Genomic DNA, 14458 nt, shown 5'->3' with positions numbered 1-14458 from the left:
GGGGCGGGACCCCTGTCCCGGGGGGCATCTCACCCCTTACCGTCACATCGTGGCTACGTTCCGGCTCCAAGGCAGCAGAGTGCTCGCCGTCGACATGACGGGCGACAGCGTCAAGGCGAAGAACGGCTCGATGGTCGCGTACGACGGCCGGATGGCGTTCAAGAAGATGACGGGCGGCGGCGAGGGCATCCGCGGGATGGTGACCCGCCGCCTGACCGGCGAGGAGATGACCGTGATGGAGGTGAAGGGGCAGGGCACGTGCTGGTTCGCGGACCGGGCGAGCGAGATCAACGTCGTGAACCTGCGGGGCGACAAGCTCTTCGTCGAGTCGAGCAATCTGCTCTGCACGGACGCGGGCCTGCGCACCGGCACGTCCTTCACCGGCGTGCGCGGCGCCTCCCAGGGCAACGGCCTGTTCACCACGACCGTCGAGGGCCACGGCCAGGCGGCGATCATGAGCGAGGGTCCCGCGGTGGTGCTCCGCGTCAGCCGGGACCACCCCCTGACCGTCGACCCGGGCGCGTACGTCGCACACCAGGGGAATGTGCGGCAGTCCTTCCAGTCGGGCGTCACGTTCCGCACCTTCCTGGGCGAGGGCGGGGGTGAGGCCTTCCAGATCCGCTTCGAGGGCGACGGCCTGGTCTACGTACAGCCCAGTGAGCGCAACACGATCGCGGGGGATGTGTGAGATGCCCTTCCGTGAGATCAACTCGAAGATGGTCGAGGCGACGGTCGCCCCCGGGCAGCGGATCTACAGCCAGCGCGGCGCGATGCTTGCCTACAAGGGGGACGTGACCTTCACGCCCAGCATCCAGGGCGGCCAGGGCGGGGTGATGTCCATGCTCGGCCGCCGCGTGGCGAACGAGGCGACGCCGCTGATGACCGTGGAAGTCCCCCAAGGTCTTAATGACCAGGGCGGTGCCCCCAGTGGCACCGTCCTGTTCGGGCACGGCGGCCATCACGTCCAGGTGATAACCCTCTCCGGAGACACCCTCTACGTGGAGGCGGACCGGCTGCTCGCCTTCGACGGGAGACTCCAGCAGGGCACGATGTTCATGGGCTCGCAGGGCGGCGTCATGGGGATGGTGCGCGGCCAGGTCACCGGGCAGGGCCTGTTCACCACGACCCTCAAGGGACACGGCGCGGTCGCCGTCATGGCGCACGGCGGCGTCATCGAGCTGCCGATCACGCCGGGCCGCCCCGTCCACGTCGACCCGCAGGCGTACGTCGCGCACCACGGCGACGTACGGAACAAGCTGTCCACGGCCCTCGGCTGGCGCGACATGGTGGGGCGCGGCTCCGGCGAGGCGTTCCAGCTGGAGCTCAGCGGCAGCGGCGCGGTGTACGTCCAGGCCGCGGAGGAGAAGCTGTGAGCACACCGGTGATCTTCGACCCGGCCACCCTGCCGGCCGACGACCATGTGAACGCGTACACGTTCTGCGTGGAGCTCAAGGGCAGCAGCTGGTTCCTGCAGAAGGGCAAGATGATCGCCTACTACGGGCGCATCGACTTCAACGGGATCGGGCACGGCCGCCTCGACCGCCTCGTGCGGACGTCCTTCCACTCCCCGCTGCATGCGAGCGACTGGGTCGTGGCGGAGGGCTCGGGCAAGATGCTGCTCGCCGACCGGGCCTTCGACGTGAATTCGTACGACCTGGAGAACGGGAACCTGACGATCCGCTCGGGCAACCTGCTCGCTTTTCAGCCAACTCTCGCGCTGAAGCAGTCGATCGTTCCCGGCTTTCTGACACTCATTGGCACGGGCAAATTCGTGGCGGCCTCGAGCGGTCCGGTGGTCTTCATGGAGCCGCCGGTCCGCGTTGATCCACAGGCGCTGGTCGGCTGGGCTGACTGCCCGTCACCTTGCCACCACTACGACCACTCGTATCTGACGGGCGTGATCGGCGGTCTACGTGCGATGACGGGCGTCGGAGGCGTCTCCGGGGAGGAGCACCAGTTCGAGTTCGTGGGGGCCGGCACCGTATTGCTGCAGTCCACGGAGACGTTGATGGCCGAACAGGCGACGGGTGCGGTGCCGCAGCAGGCGGGTGTGCCGGGCGGTCACGGGGCACCCGGACAGCAGCCGGGGGTACCGCGCCTTCCCGGACAGCTCGGCGACCTCCAGCGTCGCTTCGGACTGTGAGCGGTAATCTGCGGAGTGTGACGTCGAACGCGTGACCCCTTTGCGTCACGAGGGGGTGGGAGGCGTCACACTCCCCACTTTCGTTCGCATTTCAACTTCTTAGGTAGAATCAATACATGGAGACCGAGACGGCCACACGCTGGCTGACCGACGAGGAACAGTGCGCCTGGCGCACGCACGTAGAGGTCAACAGGATGCTGACGTATCAGCTCGAGAAGGACCTCCAGCCGTTCGGCCTGACGATGAACGACTACGACATCCTCGTGCATCTCTCCGAGACGGACGACCACCGGATGCGCATGAGCGATCTCGCGACCGCCACCCTGCAGTCCAAGAGCCGGCTCTCCCATCAGATCACCCGTATGGAGAACGCCGGACTCGTCCGCCGTGAGAACTGCGAGTCCGACCGCCGCGGCCTCTACACCGTCCTGACCGAGGACGGCATGGAGACCATGAAGAAGGTCGCTCCTCACCATGTGGCGTCCGTGCGACGGCACTTCGTGGACCTGATCCCCTCCGAGGAGCTCGACGCCCTCCACAAGGCCCTGACCCCGATCGCCGAGCACCTGCGTTCGCAGCGCGGCAAACCGTGACCATTGCGAACGGGGAACGCCGACCTTCCCCGTCCGCCGGCCTCAGGCCCCCGGCGCCACCGGCAGTCTGAGTTCGAAGAGCGCTCCGCCCGCGGGCGACGAGCGGACCGTCAGGGCGCCGCCGTGCCGCACGGCGACGTCCCTGGCGATGGCGAGTCCCAGACCCGCCCCGCCGTCGTCCCGGGCCCGCGCGTCGTCCAGACGCACGAACCTCTCGAAGATCCGCTCCCGCTCCGCCTCCGGCACGCCCGCGCCGTCGTCACCGACGTCGACGACCGCCCACGGCCCCTCGGCCCGTACGGCGATGTCCACGCGGGACCGCGCGTGACGCTGCGCGTTGTCAAGGAGGTTCCCGACCACCCGCGCCAGCTGACCGCGCGAGCCCGCGACTTCGACGGGTTCGAGGCGCGTGCGCACCGCGACGCGGCCCGCCGGGCGCTGCGACAGCTCCTCGCCGGCCAGCGCGGCCAGATCGACCCGCGCCTGTCCCGGCCGCTCCCCCGCGTCGAGCCTGGCGAGCAGCAAAAGCCCCGCGGCGAGTTCCTGGAGCCGCACCGTGTCGGCCACCGCCCCGTCCACGTCCAGCAGTTCGGGGTGGGCGGCACCCACTTCGAGCTGGGTGCGCAGCGACGCGACGGGGCTGCGCAGTTCGTGCGAGGCATCGGCGACGAACCGGCGCTGGCGCTCCACGGAGGTCTCCAGCGCGGCGAGCGTCTCGTTCGTCGTCCGCGCGAGCCGCGCCACCTCGTCGTGCGTACCCGGCTCCGGCACCCGGCGCGCCAGGTCCTGCGACGCCGTGATCGCGGACATCTCCCTCCGGATGCCCTCGACGGGGCGCAGCGCCCTGCGGGTCACCAGCCAGGTGACCGCGGCGACGACACCGAGCAGCACCGGGAAGCCGATCAGCATGACGGTCAGCGCGGTGCCGACGGCGCTCTGTTCGGCGGACAGCGAAGCGCCCGCGTACACGGTGAGGTCGCCCTGCCGGGTCTTCTTCACCTCCAGCGCGGCGAACCGGTGGTCCCGCGTCTCCCCGTCGACGGTGGCCGAGCCCTCGCTCCGCTCGGCCTCGTCGGCGATCTCCCCGTACGCGTACGAGTCGTCCTCCCCGCCCCTGCCCCCATGGCGGCCGGAGCCGCCGTCGTCGTCATCGCCACCGTCGCTGTCGGCCGGCGGAGTCACCGGCTTGACCGCGGGCGAGCCGGTCCCGCTGATCCGCTCCAGGTCCTCACTGGCCGCCAGGAGCCGGCCGTCGCTGTCGACGACCTGGACGGGGGTGTCGTCGCCGTCCGGGAGGTCGAGGCCGTCGGGCGCGGTGCCCGTCGCGATCGACACGGCGACCTTGCGGGCGGAGGACTCCGCCTCGCTCGACGCCTGGTCGGTGAGGTTGGACCGCAGCGCGAGCAGCACGGAGGCACCGGCGGCGAGGAGCGCCACGGCGACGACGAGGGTCGCGCCGAGCGTCGCTCTGGCCCGTACGGAACCGAACAGCCGCCGCCTCATCGCGGCGTCTCCAGGCGGTAGCCCGCGCCGCGCACCGTCCTGATCAGCCCGGCGCCCAGCTTCTTGCGCAGGGTGCTGACGTACACCTCGACGATGTTCGGGTCGCCCTCGTACGCGAAGTCCCAGACGTGCTCCAGGATCTCCGCCTTCGAGACGACCTCGCCGGGCCGCACCACCAGTTGCTCCAGGACGGCGAACTCCTTTGCGGTGAGCGGCACTTCGGTCTCGTCGCGCAGGACGCGGCGCGCACCGGTGTCGACCCGCAGGGGGCCGAGCGTGTGGACGGACGAGCCTCCGCCGGAGACGCGCCGACGCAGGAGCGCCTTCACGCGCGCGACGAGCACGACGTACGAGAACGGCTTGGTGAGGTAGTCGTCGGCGCCCGTGTCGAGCCCCTCCGCCTCGTCGTACTCGCCGTCCTTGGCGGTGAGCATGAGGATCGGCACGTCGTGGCCGGCGGCGCGCAGGGCGGCGCAGACGCGGTAGCCGTTCATGCCCGGCAGCATGATGTCGAGAACGACCAGGTCGTACGCGCCCTCGCCCGCCCGGTGGAGCCCTTCGAGGCCGTCGTGGACGACGTCGACGGCGAACCCCTCGGCGGTCAGACCCCGGGCGAGGGAGAGGGCCAGACGCCTTTCGTCCTCCACGATCAAGAAGCGAGGAGGGCGGCGCGAAACGCCTCGGGCGGGGTGGTGGGAGACGGGCGGGCGCATGGGGCCAGGGTCGCAAACGGACCCTGAAGAAGTCTTCAGGGTCCTTCAGCGGGGCTTCAGCATCGGTCGGCCACTGTGGTCCTCGTCGAAGCGCACCGGATGTCCGGTGGGCCGGGAATCGTCTCGGGGAGGATCCCTCATGAAGCGCAACATCGTGATCGCCACCATCGCCGCCGTGGCCCTGATCGGCGGCGGCACCGCGACCGCCGTCGCGGTCTCGGGCGACGACGGCAGCACGGCGGAGGGCACGTCGACCGCGTCGCGGGGGGCGGAGCCGACAGGGTCGGCCGGGCACGACGACGACCGCACGGAGCACGTGACCGAGCTGAAGACGGCGAGGGTGACGGCCTCGGACGCCATCGCCGCCGCCCTCGATTCGGTGCCCGGCACGGCGGTCTCCGCCGAGCTGGACGACGAGAACGACCGGGTGGTCTGGGAGGTCGAGGTCCTGAACGGCACGACGTGGCACGACGTCCTCGTCGACCCCGCCTCGGGCAAGGTCACCGGCTCGCACACCTCACGCCACGACGACACGGCCCGCGTCACCGCCGTCCTGAAGGACGCGAAGACCACGGCGCAGGGCGCGGCGAGGGCCGCCGCCGTGAAGGGGACGGTCACCGAGATCGACCTCGACGACGACGGCACGGCCCACGCCTGGGAGGCCGAGACCACGGCGGCGAACGGCACCGACGCCGACTGGCGCGTCGACCTCCGGTCCGGCGCCGTGACCCCGGACCGCTCGTCCCACGACGACGGGGACGACGACGGCCGCGACGACGACGCCACACGCGCCACGCACGACGCGGGCGACGACCACGGGCGGGACGGCACCGCCGCACACGACGCCGGTGACGACCACGGCAGCCACGGCAGGGGTCACGACTCCGACGACGACCACGGCCACGGCGACCACGGCGACCACGGCGACGACGACTGACGTCAGCGCCGGCCGGCGCGGCTCGGCGTACGCCGGTTCAGCGCGCCGCCGAGCCCGTCTCCTGAGCCGCGTCCGGGACACCGTCCCCGGGCGCGGCTTCCGACGTCGTACGGGCCCCGCGCACACCCCCGTACGCCCCATACCGCCGCCGCGACCGGCGCCGCCGCGGCCACGGCGAAGCAGGCCGCGAGCGGGAGGCGGGCCACCAGGAGGCCCGCGCCCGCCGTGCCGGCGGAGATGCCGGCGTTCACCGCCGTGTTGACCCAGGCCCCGGCCTGGGTGCGGAACGCCGGGCCGGCCGTCTCGTCGGCCACGAGATACGCGGTCGTCAGGGCGGGTGCGACGAAGAGGCCCGCGACCACGGCCGCCGCGCCGAGCGTCACCAGGCCCGGCGCGAGCGCCGCCGCCCCGAGAGCGGCGGCCAGCCCCGCGGCCAGGAACGGCAGCCGGACGCGGGCGGGAGCGGACCAGGTGACAGCGCCGTTCGCGAGGCCGCCGACCGCGCTGCCCGCCGAGAGCGCGGCCATCACCCAGGCCACGGCGTCGGCGTGCTGCCGGGCGTCGGCGAAGGCCAGGACGAGCAGGTCGAGGGCGCCGAGGGCGAGACCGACCCCCACGGCGACGACCACCGGCTGCGCGAGGCCGCGCACCGGCGAGATCCCGCCGGACCGCCCCCGCTGCCCGGCGTCCCGGCCTGTGAGGCCCCGTACGGCCGGGGACGCCACGAACGCGGCGGTCCCCACGGCCACCAGGACCGCGCTGACGGCGACGCCGAACGCCGCGGGGGCGAACTGCACGACCACGCCCACGACGAGCGGGCCGGACACGAGCAGCAGCTCCTCGGCCACCCCGTCGAGGCTGTACGCGCGCTGCAGCAACCCCTCGCGCGCGGCGACGAGTTCGCTCCACACTGTCCGCATGGTCGGGCCGAGGGGCGGGGTGCACGCGCCCGCGGCGAGGGCGGCCGCTCCGAGCAGCAGGCCGGAGGCCCCCGGCCGCCAGGTCAGTGCGGCGAGCACGCCCAGCAGGACCGCGTACGCCCCCGTCATCGGCGGGAGCGCGCGCCGCGGCCCGTACCGGTCGATGAGGAGCGCTCTCAGGGGTGAGAGGAAGACGCTCGCGGCGCCGAAGAGCGCCATGGCCGTGCCCGCGACGGCGTACGAGCCGGTGGCGGACTTCACCGCGAGCATCAGGGACAGGGACACGGTCCCGTAGGAGAGCCGCCCGAGCAGGGCGGCGCCGAAGGTACGGCGGGCATGGGGAACGCGCAGAAGCGCTGCGTACGACGACATGGGTGGGGGTTCCTCAGAACGAAGGGCACACGGACGCCGAGGACCGCGGCATCACCGTTCGACGGTGGCCGCGGCCGGGTCGTGCCCTACGCACAGAGAAGGAACATGCGTCCAACGTAACAGCGGGCGGCGGGAGTTGGCACGGGTGGCACCGCGGCGCAGCCCCGCCCCCACCGTCCGCTCAGGCCTCCGTCAGGCCCTCCACCAGGGAGTCCGCCGCCCGGTACGGGTCGAGCTCGCCCGCCACGATGCGCTCGGCCAGCGAGCTGAGGCGGCGGTCGCCGTGGAGGTCCGCGATGCGCTCGCGCAGGGCCGTGACGGCGATCGTCTCGACCTCGCGGGAGGCACGGGCGAGGCGGCGCTCCTGGAGGACACCGTGCTCCTCCATCCACGCCCGGTGCTTCTCGAGCGCCTCGACGACCTCGTCGATGCCCTCGCCGCGGGCGGCGACGGTCTTGACGATGGGCGGGCGCCAGTCGCCGGCTCCCCGGGACTCGCCGAGGCCCAGCATGTGGTTGAGCTCCCGGGCGGTCGCGTCCACGCCGTCGCGGTCGGCCTTGTTGACGACGTACACGTCGCCGATCTCCAGGATTCCGGCCTTGGCCGCCTGGATCCCGTCGCCCATGCCGGGGGCGAGGAGGACCACGGACGTGTCGGCCTGCGAGGCGATCTCGACCTCGGACTGGCCGACGCCGACCGTCTCCACGAGGACGACGTCGCAGCCGGCCGCGTCGAGCACCCGGATCGCCTGGGGCGCGGCCCACGCGAGGCCGCCCAGGTGCCCGCGCGTGGCCATGGAACGGATGTACACGCCGGGGTCGGACGCGTGCTCCGACATGCGGACGCGGTCACCGAGCAGGGCGCCGCCGCTGAACGGCGACGACGGGTCGACGGCGAGCACGCCGACCCGCTTCCCGGCCCGCCGGTACGCGCTGACCAGGGCGGACGTGGACGTGGACTTGCCGACGCCCGGCGACCCGGTGAGCCCGACGACGTACGCGTGCCCCGCGAGCGGGGCCAGCGCCGCCATCACCTCGCGCAGCTGCGGGGACGCCCCCTCCACGAGGGAGATCAGCCGGGCCACGGCCCTGGGCCGGCCTTCCCTGGCCTGGGCCACCAGGGTGGAGACGTCCTGCATCACAGCTCCGTTCAGTGAATTCCGTACCGACATACAGAAGGGTCGCGCCGAAGGGTTACGCCTTGGGTACCCGCACGATCAGCGCGTCACCCTGGCCGCCGCCGCCGCACAGCGCGGCCGCGCCGATGCCGCCGCCGCGGCGCTTCAGCTCGAGCGCGAGGTGCAGGACGACACGGGCGCCGGACATCCCGATCGGGTGACCCAGGGCAATCGCCCCGCCGTTGACGTTCACCTTTTCCGAGGACACGCCGAGGTCCTTCATTGACTGCACCGCGACGGCCGCGAAGGCCTCGTTGATCTCGATGAGGTCGACGTCCTCGACGCCCAGGCCCTCCTTCTTGAGGGCGTGCAGGATGGCGTTCGACGGCTGCGACTGGAGCGAGTTGTCGGGGCCCGCCACGTTCCCGTGGGCGCCGATCTCGGCGATCCACTCCAGGCCGAGCTCCTGCGCCTTCGCCTTGCTCATGACGACGACCGCGGCGGCGCCGTCGGAGATCTGCGAGGACGTGCCGGCCGTGATCGTGCCGTCCTTGGCGAACGCGGGCCGCAGCTTGCCGAGCGACTCGGCGGTCGTCTCGGCGCGGATGCCCTCGTCCTTGCTGAACAGGACCGGGTCGCCCTTGCGCTGCGGGATCTCGACGGGGGTGATCTCCGCCTCGAAGAGGCCGTTCTTCTGGGCGGCGGCGGCGCGCTGGTGCGACTGGGCGGCGATCTCGTCCTGCTCGGGGCGCAGGATCCCGAGGCGGGTGTTGTGCTTCTCCGTCGACTCACCCATCGGGATGTTCTCGAAGGAGTCGGTCAGGCCGTCGTACGCCATCGCGTCGAGCATCTCGACGGCGCCGTACTTGTAGCCCTCACGGGACTTGGGGAGCAGGTGCGGCGCGTTCGTCATGGACTCCTGGCCGCCCGCGACGACGACGTCGAACTCGCCGGCGCGGATCAGCTGGTCGGCGAGCGCGATGGCGTCGAGGCCCGAGAGACACACCTTGTTGATGGTCAGCGCCGGCACGTTCATGGGGATGCCGGCCTTGACGGCCGCCTGGCGCGCGGGGATCTGCCCTGCCCCCGCCTGGAGCACCTGGCCCATGATCACGTACTGCACCTGATCTCCGCCGATCCCGGCCCGGTCGAGCGCCGCCTTGATGGCGACCCCTCCGAGGTCGGCTCCGGAGAAGGACTTCAGCGAGCCGAGCAGCCGGCCCATGGGCGTACGGGCGCCCGCGACGATCACTGAGGTGGTACCGGTCGTTCCAGACATGAGGCACGGCCCCTTGGAGATGAGGAGTGAACGAGGGTTTACTCGAATGTACTGAGCAGTACCTCCCACGTCACCGGCCGAACGGTGTGATCGCGCGCACGTTGCGTAACCACCTCCGACCGCGCTGCACTTACAGCATGCTGACGCGAATCGACCACATCGGAATCGCCTGTTTCGACCTCGACAAGACCGTCGAGTTCTACCGCGCCACCTATGGCTTCGAAGTGTTCCACTCCGAGGTGAACGAGGAGCAGGGCGTGCGCGAGGCCATGCTCAAGATCAATGAGACGAGCGACGGCGGGGCCTCCTACCTGCAGCTCCTCGAGCCCACCCGGGAGGACTCCGCGGTCGGGAAGTGGCTGGCCAAGAACGGCGAGGGCGTCCACCACATCGCCTTCGGCACGGCGGACGTCGACGCCGACTCCGCGGACATCAGGGGCAAGGGCGTACGCGTCCTGTACGACGAGCCGCGCATCGGTTCGATGGGGTCGCGCATCACCTTCCTGCACCCCAAGGACTGCCACGGCGTACTGACCGAACTCGTCACTTCCGCACCGGTTGAGTCACCTGAGCACTGACCTCCGTATATCTGGGCCGGTAGGGTTGGGGGCGGCCGTCCGTCACACGGACGGCCGCGGGCCGGGGTCCGGGTTTCGGGGGGCGAGCGACGGGGCAGCGGCCCATGCTCCGCTGTTGATCTGACACCATTCCCCGGGGGCCCCGTTCGGCGGATGGACGGTGCTCGTTTGGAGAGACTTTCGACCAGAGTTGGGGTCTCCCCTGCTCGAACGAAGTTGAGAGCTTGGGGAAGGATGGGACCGCGCAGTGCGGGGCTACGAGAGCCAGGACAGCCGGCGGCCGGCTGAGACCGACCATCTCTCGCGGTTCGAGGCCGAGATGGACCGGCTGAAGACCGAGCGGGAGAAGGCGGTCCAGCACGCCGAGGACCTGGGCTACCAGGTCGAGGTGTTGCGCGCCAAGCTGCACGAGGCGCGCCGCAACCTCGCGTCCCGTCCTGCCTACGACGGCGGGGACATCGGGTACCAGGCCGAGCAGCTGCTGCGTAACGCGCAGATCCAGGCCGACCAGCTGCGCGCCGACGCCGAGCGCGAGCTGCGCGACGCCCGCGCCCAGACGCAGCGCATCCTCCAGGAGCATGCCGAGCAGCAGTCCCGGCTCCAGTCCGAGCTGCACGCCGAGGCCGTCTCGCGCCGCCAGCAGCTCGACCAGGAGCTGGCCGAGCGCCGCCAGACCGTCGAGGCGCACGTCAACGAGAACGTGGCGTGGGCCGAGCAGCTGCGCGCCCGCAGCGAGCAGCAGGCCCGCCGGCTCGTCGACGAGTCCCGCGCCGAGGCCGAGCAGGCGCTCGCCGCCGCCCGCGCCGAGGCCGAGCGGGTCGCCACCGAGGCCCGCCAGCGCCTGGCGTCGGAGGCCGAGGCGTCCCGCGCCGAGGCCGAGGCACTGCTGCGCCGCGCCCGCACCGACGCCGAGCGCCTCCTGAACGCCGCGTCGACGCAGGCGCAGGAAGCCACCGACCACGCCGAGCAGCTGCGCTCGTCCACGGCCACCGAGTCGGACACGGCCCGCCGCCAGTCCGCCGAGCTGAGCCGCGCCGCCGAGCAGCGCCTGTCCGAGGCCGACACGGCGCTGCGCGAAGCGCGCGCGTCGGCGGAGAAGGTCCTCACCGAGGCGAAGGAAGCCGCGGCCAAGCAGCTCGCGAGCGCCGAGTCGGCGAACGAGCAGCGCACGCGCACGGCCAAGGAGCAGGTCGCCCGGCTCGTCTCGGAGGCCACCAAGGAGGCCGAGGCCACCAAGTCGGAGGCCGAGCAGGTCGTCACCGACGCCAAGGAGCAGGCCGAGAAGATCCTCGCCGAGGCCGGCGAGAAGGCACGCAACGTCACGGCCGAGGAGACCGCCTCCCAGCTCGCCAAGGCCGCCCGTACGGCCGAAGAGGTGCTCAACAAAGCGTCCGAGGATGCCAAGGCCACCACGAAGGCCGCCTCCGAGGAGGCCGAGCGGCTGCGCAGCGAGGCCGAGGCCGAGGCGGACCGGCTGCGCGGCGAGGCGCACGACATCGCGGAGCAGCTCAAGGGCGCCGCGAAGGACGACACCAAGGACTACCGCGCCAAGACCGTCGAGCTCCAGGAGGAGGCGCGACGGCTGCGCGGCGAGGCCGAGCAGCTGCGGGCCGAGGCGGTCGACGAGGGCGAGCGCATCCGCAGCGAGGCGCGGCGCGAGGCCGTCCAGCAGATCGAGGAGGCGGCCAGGACCGCCGAGGAGCTGCTCTCCAAGGCGAAGGCGGACGCGGACGAGCTGCGGGCCGGTGCGCAGACCGAGAGCGAGCGGGTCCGCACCGAGGCCATCGAGCGCGCCACGAACCTGCGCAAGCAGGCCGAGGAGACCCTGGAGCGCACCCGCGCCGAGGCCGAGCGGCACCGCGAGGAGGCCGCCGAGCAGGCCGAGGCCACCAAGGCGGAGGCCGAGCGGGCCGCGCAGGAGCTGCGCGAGGAGACCGAGCGCGCGGTCGCGGCCCGGCAGTCGGAGGCCGCCGACGAGCTGACCCGGCTGCACACCGAGGCCGAGCAGCGCCTGGCGGCGTCCGAGACCGCGCTCACCGAGGCGCGGGCCGAGTCGGAGCGCATCCGCCGCGAGACCGCGGACGAGACGGAGCGGCTGCGCGCCGAGGCCGCCGAGCGGATCCGTACGCTCCAGGCGCAGGCCGAGACGGAGGCCGACCGGCTGCGCACCGAGGCCGCGTCGGACGCGTCCGGGACCCGCGCGGAGGCGGAGAACGTCGCCGTACGGCTGCGGTCCGAGGCCGCGGCCGAGGCCGAGCGGCTCAAGTCGGAGGCGCAGGAGAGCGCGGACCGGGTGCGCGCGGAGGCCGCGGCCGCGGCCGAGCGGGTCGCCACGGAGGCCGCCGAGGCCCTCACCGCCGCCCAGGAGGAGGCCGCCAGGCGGCGCCGCGAGGCCGAGGAGACCCTCGGTTCCGCGCGCCAGGAGGCCGACCAGGAGCGCGAGCGGGCCCGCGAGCAGAGCGAGGAACTCCTCGCGGTCGCCCGCGCCCGTGTCGAGGAGGCGCAGGCAGAGGCCGTACGTCTGGTGGAGGAGGCCGACCGGCGCTCCACCGAGATGGTCGGCGCCGCCGAGCAGACCGCGCAGCAGGTGCGCGACTCCGTGTCCGGGCTCCAGGAGCAGGCGCAGGAGGAGATCGCGGGCCTGCGCAGCGCCGCGGAGCACGCGTCCGAGCGCACCAAGCGCGAGGCGCAGGAGGAGGCCGACCGGGTCCGCGCCGACGCGTACGCGGAGCGCGAGCGCGCCACCGAAGACGCCAACCGCGTGCGCGGCGAGGCCGCCGCCGAGTCGGAGGCCGCCAAGTCCCTTGCGGAGCGCACTGTTTCGGAGGCGATCGCCGAGTCGGAGCGGATGCGGTCCGAGGCGGCGGAGCACGCCCAGCAGGTCCGCACCGAGGCCTCCGAGCGGCTCACGTCGGCCGAGCAGGACGCCTCGCGCACCCGGGCCGATGCCCGCGAGGACGCCAACCGGATCCGTTCGGACGCCGCGACGCAGGCGGACGCCCTCATCACGGAGGCCACGAGCGAGGCCGAGCGCCTCACGAACGAGACCAACACCGAGGCGGAGCACGTCCGTTCGGAGTCCGTCGCGCGTGCGGAGCAGCTCGTCGGCGGCGCCACGACCGAGGCCGCCAGGCTGCACGCGGAGTCCACCGCGGCGGCCGAGCAGCTCACGAACGAGACCCGCGCCGAGGCCGAGCGGGTACGCGCCGAGTCGGTCGCCAAGGCCGAGAAGCTCATCGCGGACGCGGCCGGGGACGCCGAGCGGCTGCGCGCCGAGGCGGCCGAGACCGTCGGGGCCGCCCAGCAGCACGCCGAGCGGATCCGCAGTGAGTCGGAGCGCGTCAAGGCGGAGGCGGCGGCGGAGGCCGAGCGGCTCACCTCCGCGGCCCGCGCCGAGGCCGAGCGGACCCTCGACGAGACCCGCAAGGACGCCAACAAGCGCCGCTCGGAGGCCGCCGAGCAGGTCGACAAGCTCATCACGGAGGCGAGTGCGGAGGCCGAGAAGCTGACGTCCGAGGCGCAGCAGGCCGCGCTGAAGGCGACCACGGACGCCGAGTCGCAGGCCGACATGATGGTCGGCGCGGCACGCAAGGAGGCCGACCGGCTGGTCTCCGAGGCGACCGTCGAGGGCAACTCCCTGGTGGAGAAGTCCCGTACGGACGCGGACGAGCTGCTCGTCGGCGCGCGCCGCGACGCGACGGCGATCAGGGAGCGTGCCGAGGAGCTGCGCGAGCGCATCACCGGCGAGATCGACGAGCTGCACGAGCGGGCGCGGCGCGAGTCCGCCGAGGCCATGAAGACGGCCGGCGAGCGGTGCGACGCGCTGGTGAAGGCCGCCGAGGAGCAGCTCGCCGAGGCGCAGGCGAAGGCCAAGGAGATGGTCGCGGAGGCGGGTTCGGAGGCGAGCAAGGTCCGGATCTCCGCCGTGAAGAAGGCCGAGGGTCTGCTCAAGGAGGCCGGGGCGAAGAAGACCGAGCTGACCCGCGAGGCCGAGCGCGTCCTGTCCGAGGCGCGGGCGGAGGCGGAGCGTACGGTCGACGAGGGCAAGCGCGAGCTGGAGGTCCTGGTCCGCCGGCGCGAGGACATCCAGGCCGAGATCTCCCGCGTCCAGGACGTCCTGGAGGCGTTGGAGTCCTTCGAGGCCCCGTCCGCCGGCGGCGGGACCAAGGAGGGCGCCGTCAAGGCGGGAGCCGCGGCGGGCGCTACCCGATCGGGTGGCAAGGGGTCGGAAGGGTAGCCAGGACGGCAACGGGCGTGCTTGGCAAGGACCTTCGGCGCTGCCGCTGGCAAGCCATCCTGCGGT

12 protein-coding genes are annotated in these 14458 nt (G+C 72.6%); 7 read left to right on the top strand and 5 right to left on the bottom strand.

Going from position 1 to position 14458, the window contains the following annotated elements; genetic code table 11:
• Positions 1 to 49: 49 nt before the first annotated feature.
• The 4 genes from ACWIGU_RS30845 to ACWIGU_RS30830 all read left to right on the top strand — a co-directional run bounded on the left by ACWIGU_RS30845 (position 50) and on the right by ACWIGU_RS30830 (position 2736).
• Positions 50 to 688 (top strand): AIM24 family protein, encoded by a 639-nt coding sequence (locus ACWIGU_RS30845; protein ID WP_454404965.1) that lies wholly within the window; start codon positions 50 to 52, stop codon positions 686 to 688.
• Between the two features lies 1 nt (position 689).
• A complete protein-coding gene (locus ACWIGU_RS30840; protein WP_454404964.1) occupies positions 690 to 1373 on the top strand; it encodes an AIM24 family protein in 684 nt (227 codons plus the stop codon).
• Positions 1370 to 2143, top strand: coding sequence for an AIM24 family protein (locus ACWIGU_RS30835; protein ID WP_454404963.1), 774 nt, complete (start codon positions 1370 to 1372; stop codon positions 2141 to 2143). The genes ACWIGU_RS30840 and ACWIGU_RS30835 overlap by 4 nt, the downstream gene beginning before the upstream one ends.
• A 116-nt stretch (positions 2144 to 2259) precedes the next feature.
• Positions 2260 to 2736 carry a MarR family winged helix-turn-helix transcriptional regulator gene (locus ACWIGU_RS30830; protein ID WP_454404962.1) on the top strand — a complete coding sequence of 159 codons (477 nt, stop codon included), beginning with the start codon at positions 2260 to 2262 and terminating at the stop codon, positions 2734 to 2736.
• Between the two features lie 42 nt (positions 2737 to 2778).
• Here ACWIGU_RS30830 and ACWIGU_RS30825 read toward each other — a convergent pair whose 3' ends face one another.
• Both ACWIGU_RS30825 and ACWIGU_RS30820 read right to left on the bottom strand, forming a co-directional pair.
• Positions 2779 to 4239 carry a sensor histidine kinase gene (locus ACWIGU_RS30825; RefSeq protein ID WP_454404961.1) on the bottom strand — a complete coding sequence of 487 codons (1461 nt, stop codon included), beginning with the start codon at positions 4237 to 4239 and terminating at the stop codon, positions 2779 to 2781.
• Entirely contained in the window at positions 4236 to 4952 is a 717-nt protein-coding gene (locus ACWIGU_RS30820) for a response regulator transcription factor (RefSeq protein ID WP_454404960.1), read from the bottom strand. The genes ACWIGU_RS30825 and ACWIGU_RS30820 overlap by 4 nt, the downstream gene beginning before the upstream one ends.
• Before the next feature lie 139 nt (positions 4953 to 5091).
• Here ACWIGU_RS30820 and ACWIGU_RS30815 point away from each other — a divergent pair, with 139 nt between their 5' ends.
• The gene (locus ACWIGU_RS30815) at positions 5092 to 5889 is read left to right on the top strand and encodes a PepSY domain-containing protein (RefSeq protein ID WP_454404959.1); all 798 of its coding nucleotides are present in this window, start codon (positions 5092 to 5094) and stop codon (positions 5887 to 5889) included.
• 2 nt (positions 5890 to 5891) lie between these two features.
• Here ACWIGU_RS30815 and ACWIGU_RS30810 read toward each other — a convergent pair whose 3' ends face one another.
• The 3 genes from ACWIGU_RS30810 to ACWIGU_RS30800 all read right to left on the bottom strand — a co-directional run bounded on the left by ACWIGU_RS30810 (position 5892) and on the right by ACWIGU_RS30800 (position 9577).
• Positions 5892 to 7181 (bottom strand): MFS transporter, encoded by a 1290-nt coding sequence (locus tag ACWIGU_RS30810; protein WP_454404958.1) that lies wholly within the window; start codon positions 7179 to 7181, stop codon positions 5892 to 5894.
• A gap of 181 nt (positions 7182 to 7362) precedes the next feature.
• Positions 7363 to 8319: a methylmalonyl Co-A mutase-associated GTPase MeaB gene (gene meaB / locus ACWIGU_RS30805; RefSeq protein WP_454404957.1), complete on the bottom strand. Its 957-nt coding sequence runs from the start codon at positions 8317 to 8319 to the stop codon at positions 7363 to 7365.
• Positions 8320 to 8374: 55 nt separating this feature from the next.
• Entirely contained in the window at positions 8375 to 9577 is a 1203-nt protein-coding gene (locus ACWIGU_RS30800) for an acetyl-CoA C-acetyltransferase (RefSeq protein WP_454404956.1), read from the bottom strand.
• A 137-nt stretch (positions 9578 to 9714) separates the two neighbouring features.
• On the opposite strand from ACWIGU_RS30800, the gene mce reads away from it, so the two are divergent.
• Both mce and scy read left to right on the top strand, forming a co-directional pair.
• A complete protein-coding gene (mce, locus tag ACWIGU_RS30795; protein ID WP_100595983.1) occupies positions 9715 to 10155 on the top strand; it encodes a methylmalonyl-CoA epimerase in 441 nt (146 codons plus the stop codon).
• 247 nt (positions 10156 to 10402) lie between these two features.
• The gene (scy, locus tag ACWIGU_RS30790) at positions 10403 to 14392 is read left to right on the top strand and encodes a polarized growth protein Scy (RefSeq protein ID WP_454404955.1); all 3990 of its coding nucleotides are present in this window, start codon (positions 10403 to 10405) and stop codon (positions 14390 to 14392) included.
• The last annotated feature ends 66 nt before the right edge of the window (positions 14393 to 14458 follow it).

The sequence above is a fragment of the Streptomyces sp. NPDC055400 genome (assembly GCF_053644375.1).
The sequence above is the reverse complement of the archived record's forward strand: the minus strand, read 5'-3'. Positions and strand labels throughout refer to the sequence as shown.

Excerpts from the sequence above, each read along its gene's own strand:
- ACWIGU_RS30840 (WP_454404964.1), top strand. The coding sequence starts at position 690 with ATGCCCTTCCGTGAGATCAACTCGAAGATGGTCGAGGCGACGGTCGCC.
- ACWIGU_RS30830 (WP_454404962.1), top strand. The coding sequence starts at position 2,260 with ATGGAGACCGAGACGGCCACACGCTGGCTGACCGACGAGGAACAGTGC.
- ACWIGU_RS30825 (WP_454404961.1), bottom strand. The coding sequence starts at position 4,239 with ATGAGGCGGCGGCTGTTCGGTTCCGTACGGGCCAGAGCGACGCTCGGC.
- ACWIGU_RS30820 (WP_454404960.1), bottom strand. The coding sequence starts at position 4,952 with ATGCGCCCGCCCGTCTCCCACCACCCCGCCCGAGGCGTTTCGCGCCGC.
- ACWIGU_RS30815 (WP_454404959.1), top strand. The coding sequence starts at position 5,092 with ATGAAGCGCAACATCGTGATCGCCACCATCGCCGCCGTGGCCCTGATC.
- ACWIGU_RS30810 (WP_454404958.1), bottom strand. The coding sequence starts at position 7,181 with ATGTCGTCGTACGCAGCGCTTCTGCGCGTTCCCCATGCCCGCCGTACC.
- meaB (WP_454404957.1), bottom strand. The coding sequence starts at position 8,319 with ATGCAGGACGTCTCCACCCTGGTGGCCCAGGCCAGGGAAGGCCGGCCC.
- ACWIGU_RS30800 (WP_454404956.1), bottom strand. The coding sequence starts at position 9,577 with ATGTCTGGAACGACCGGTACCACCTCAGTGATCGTCGCGGGCGCCCGT.
- mce (WP_100595983.1), top strand. The coding sequence starts at position 9,715 with ATGCTGACGCGAATCGACCACATCGGAATCGCCTGTTTCGACCTCGAC.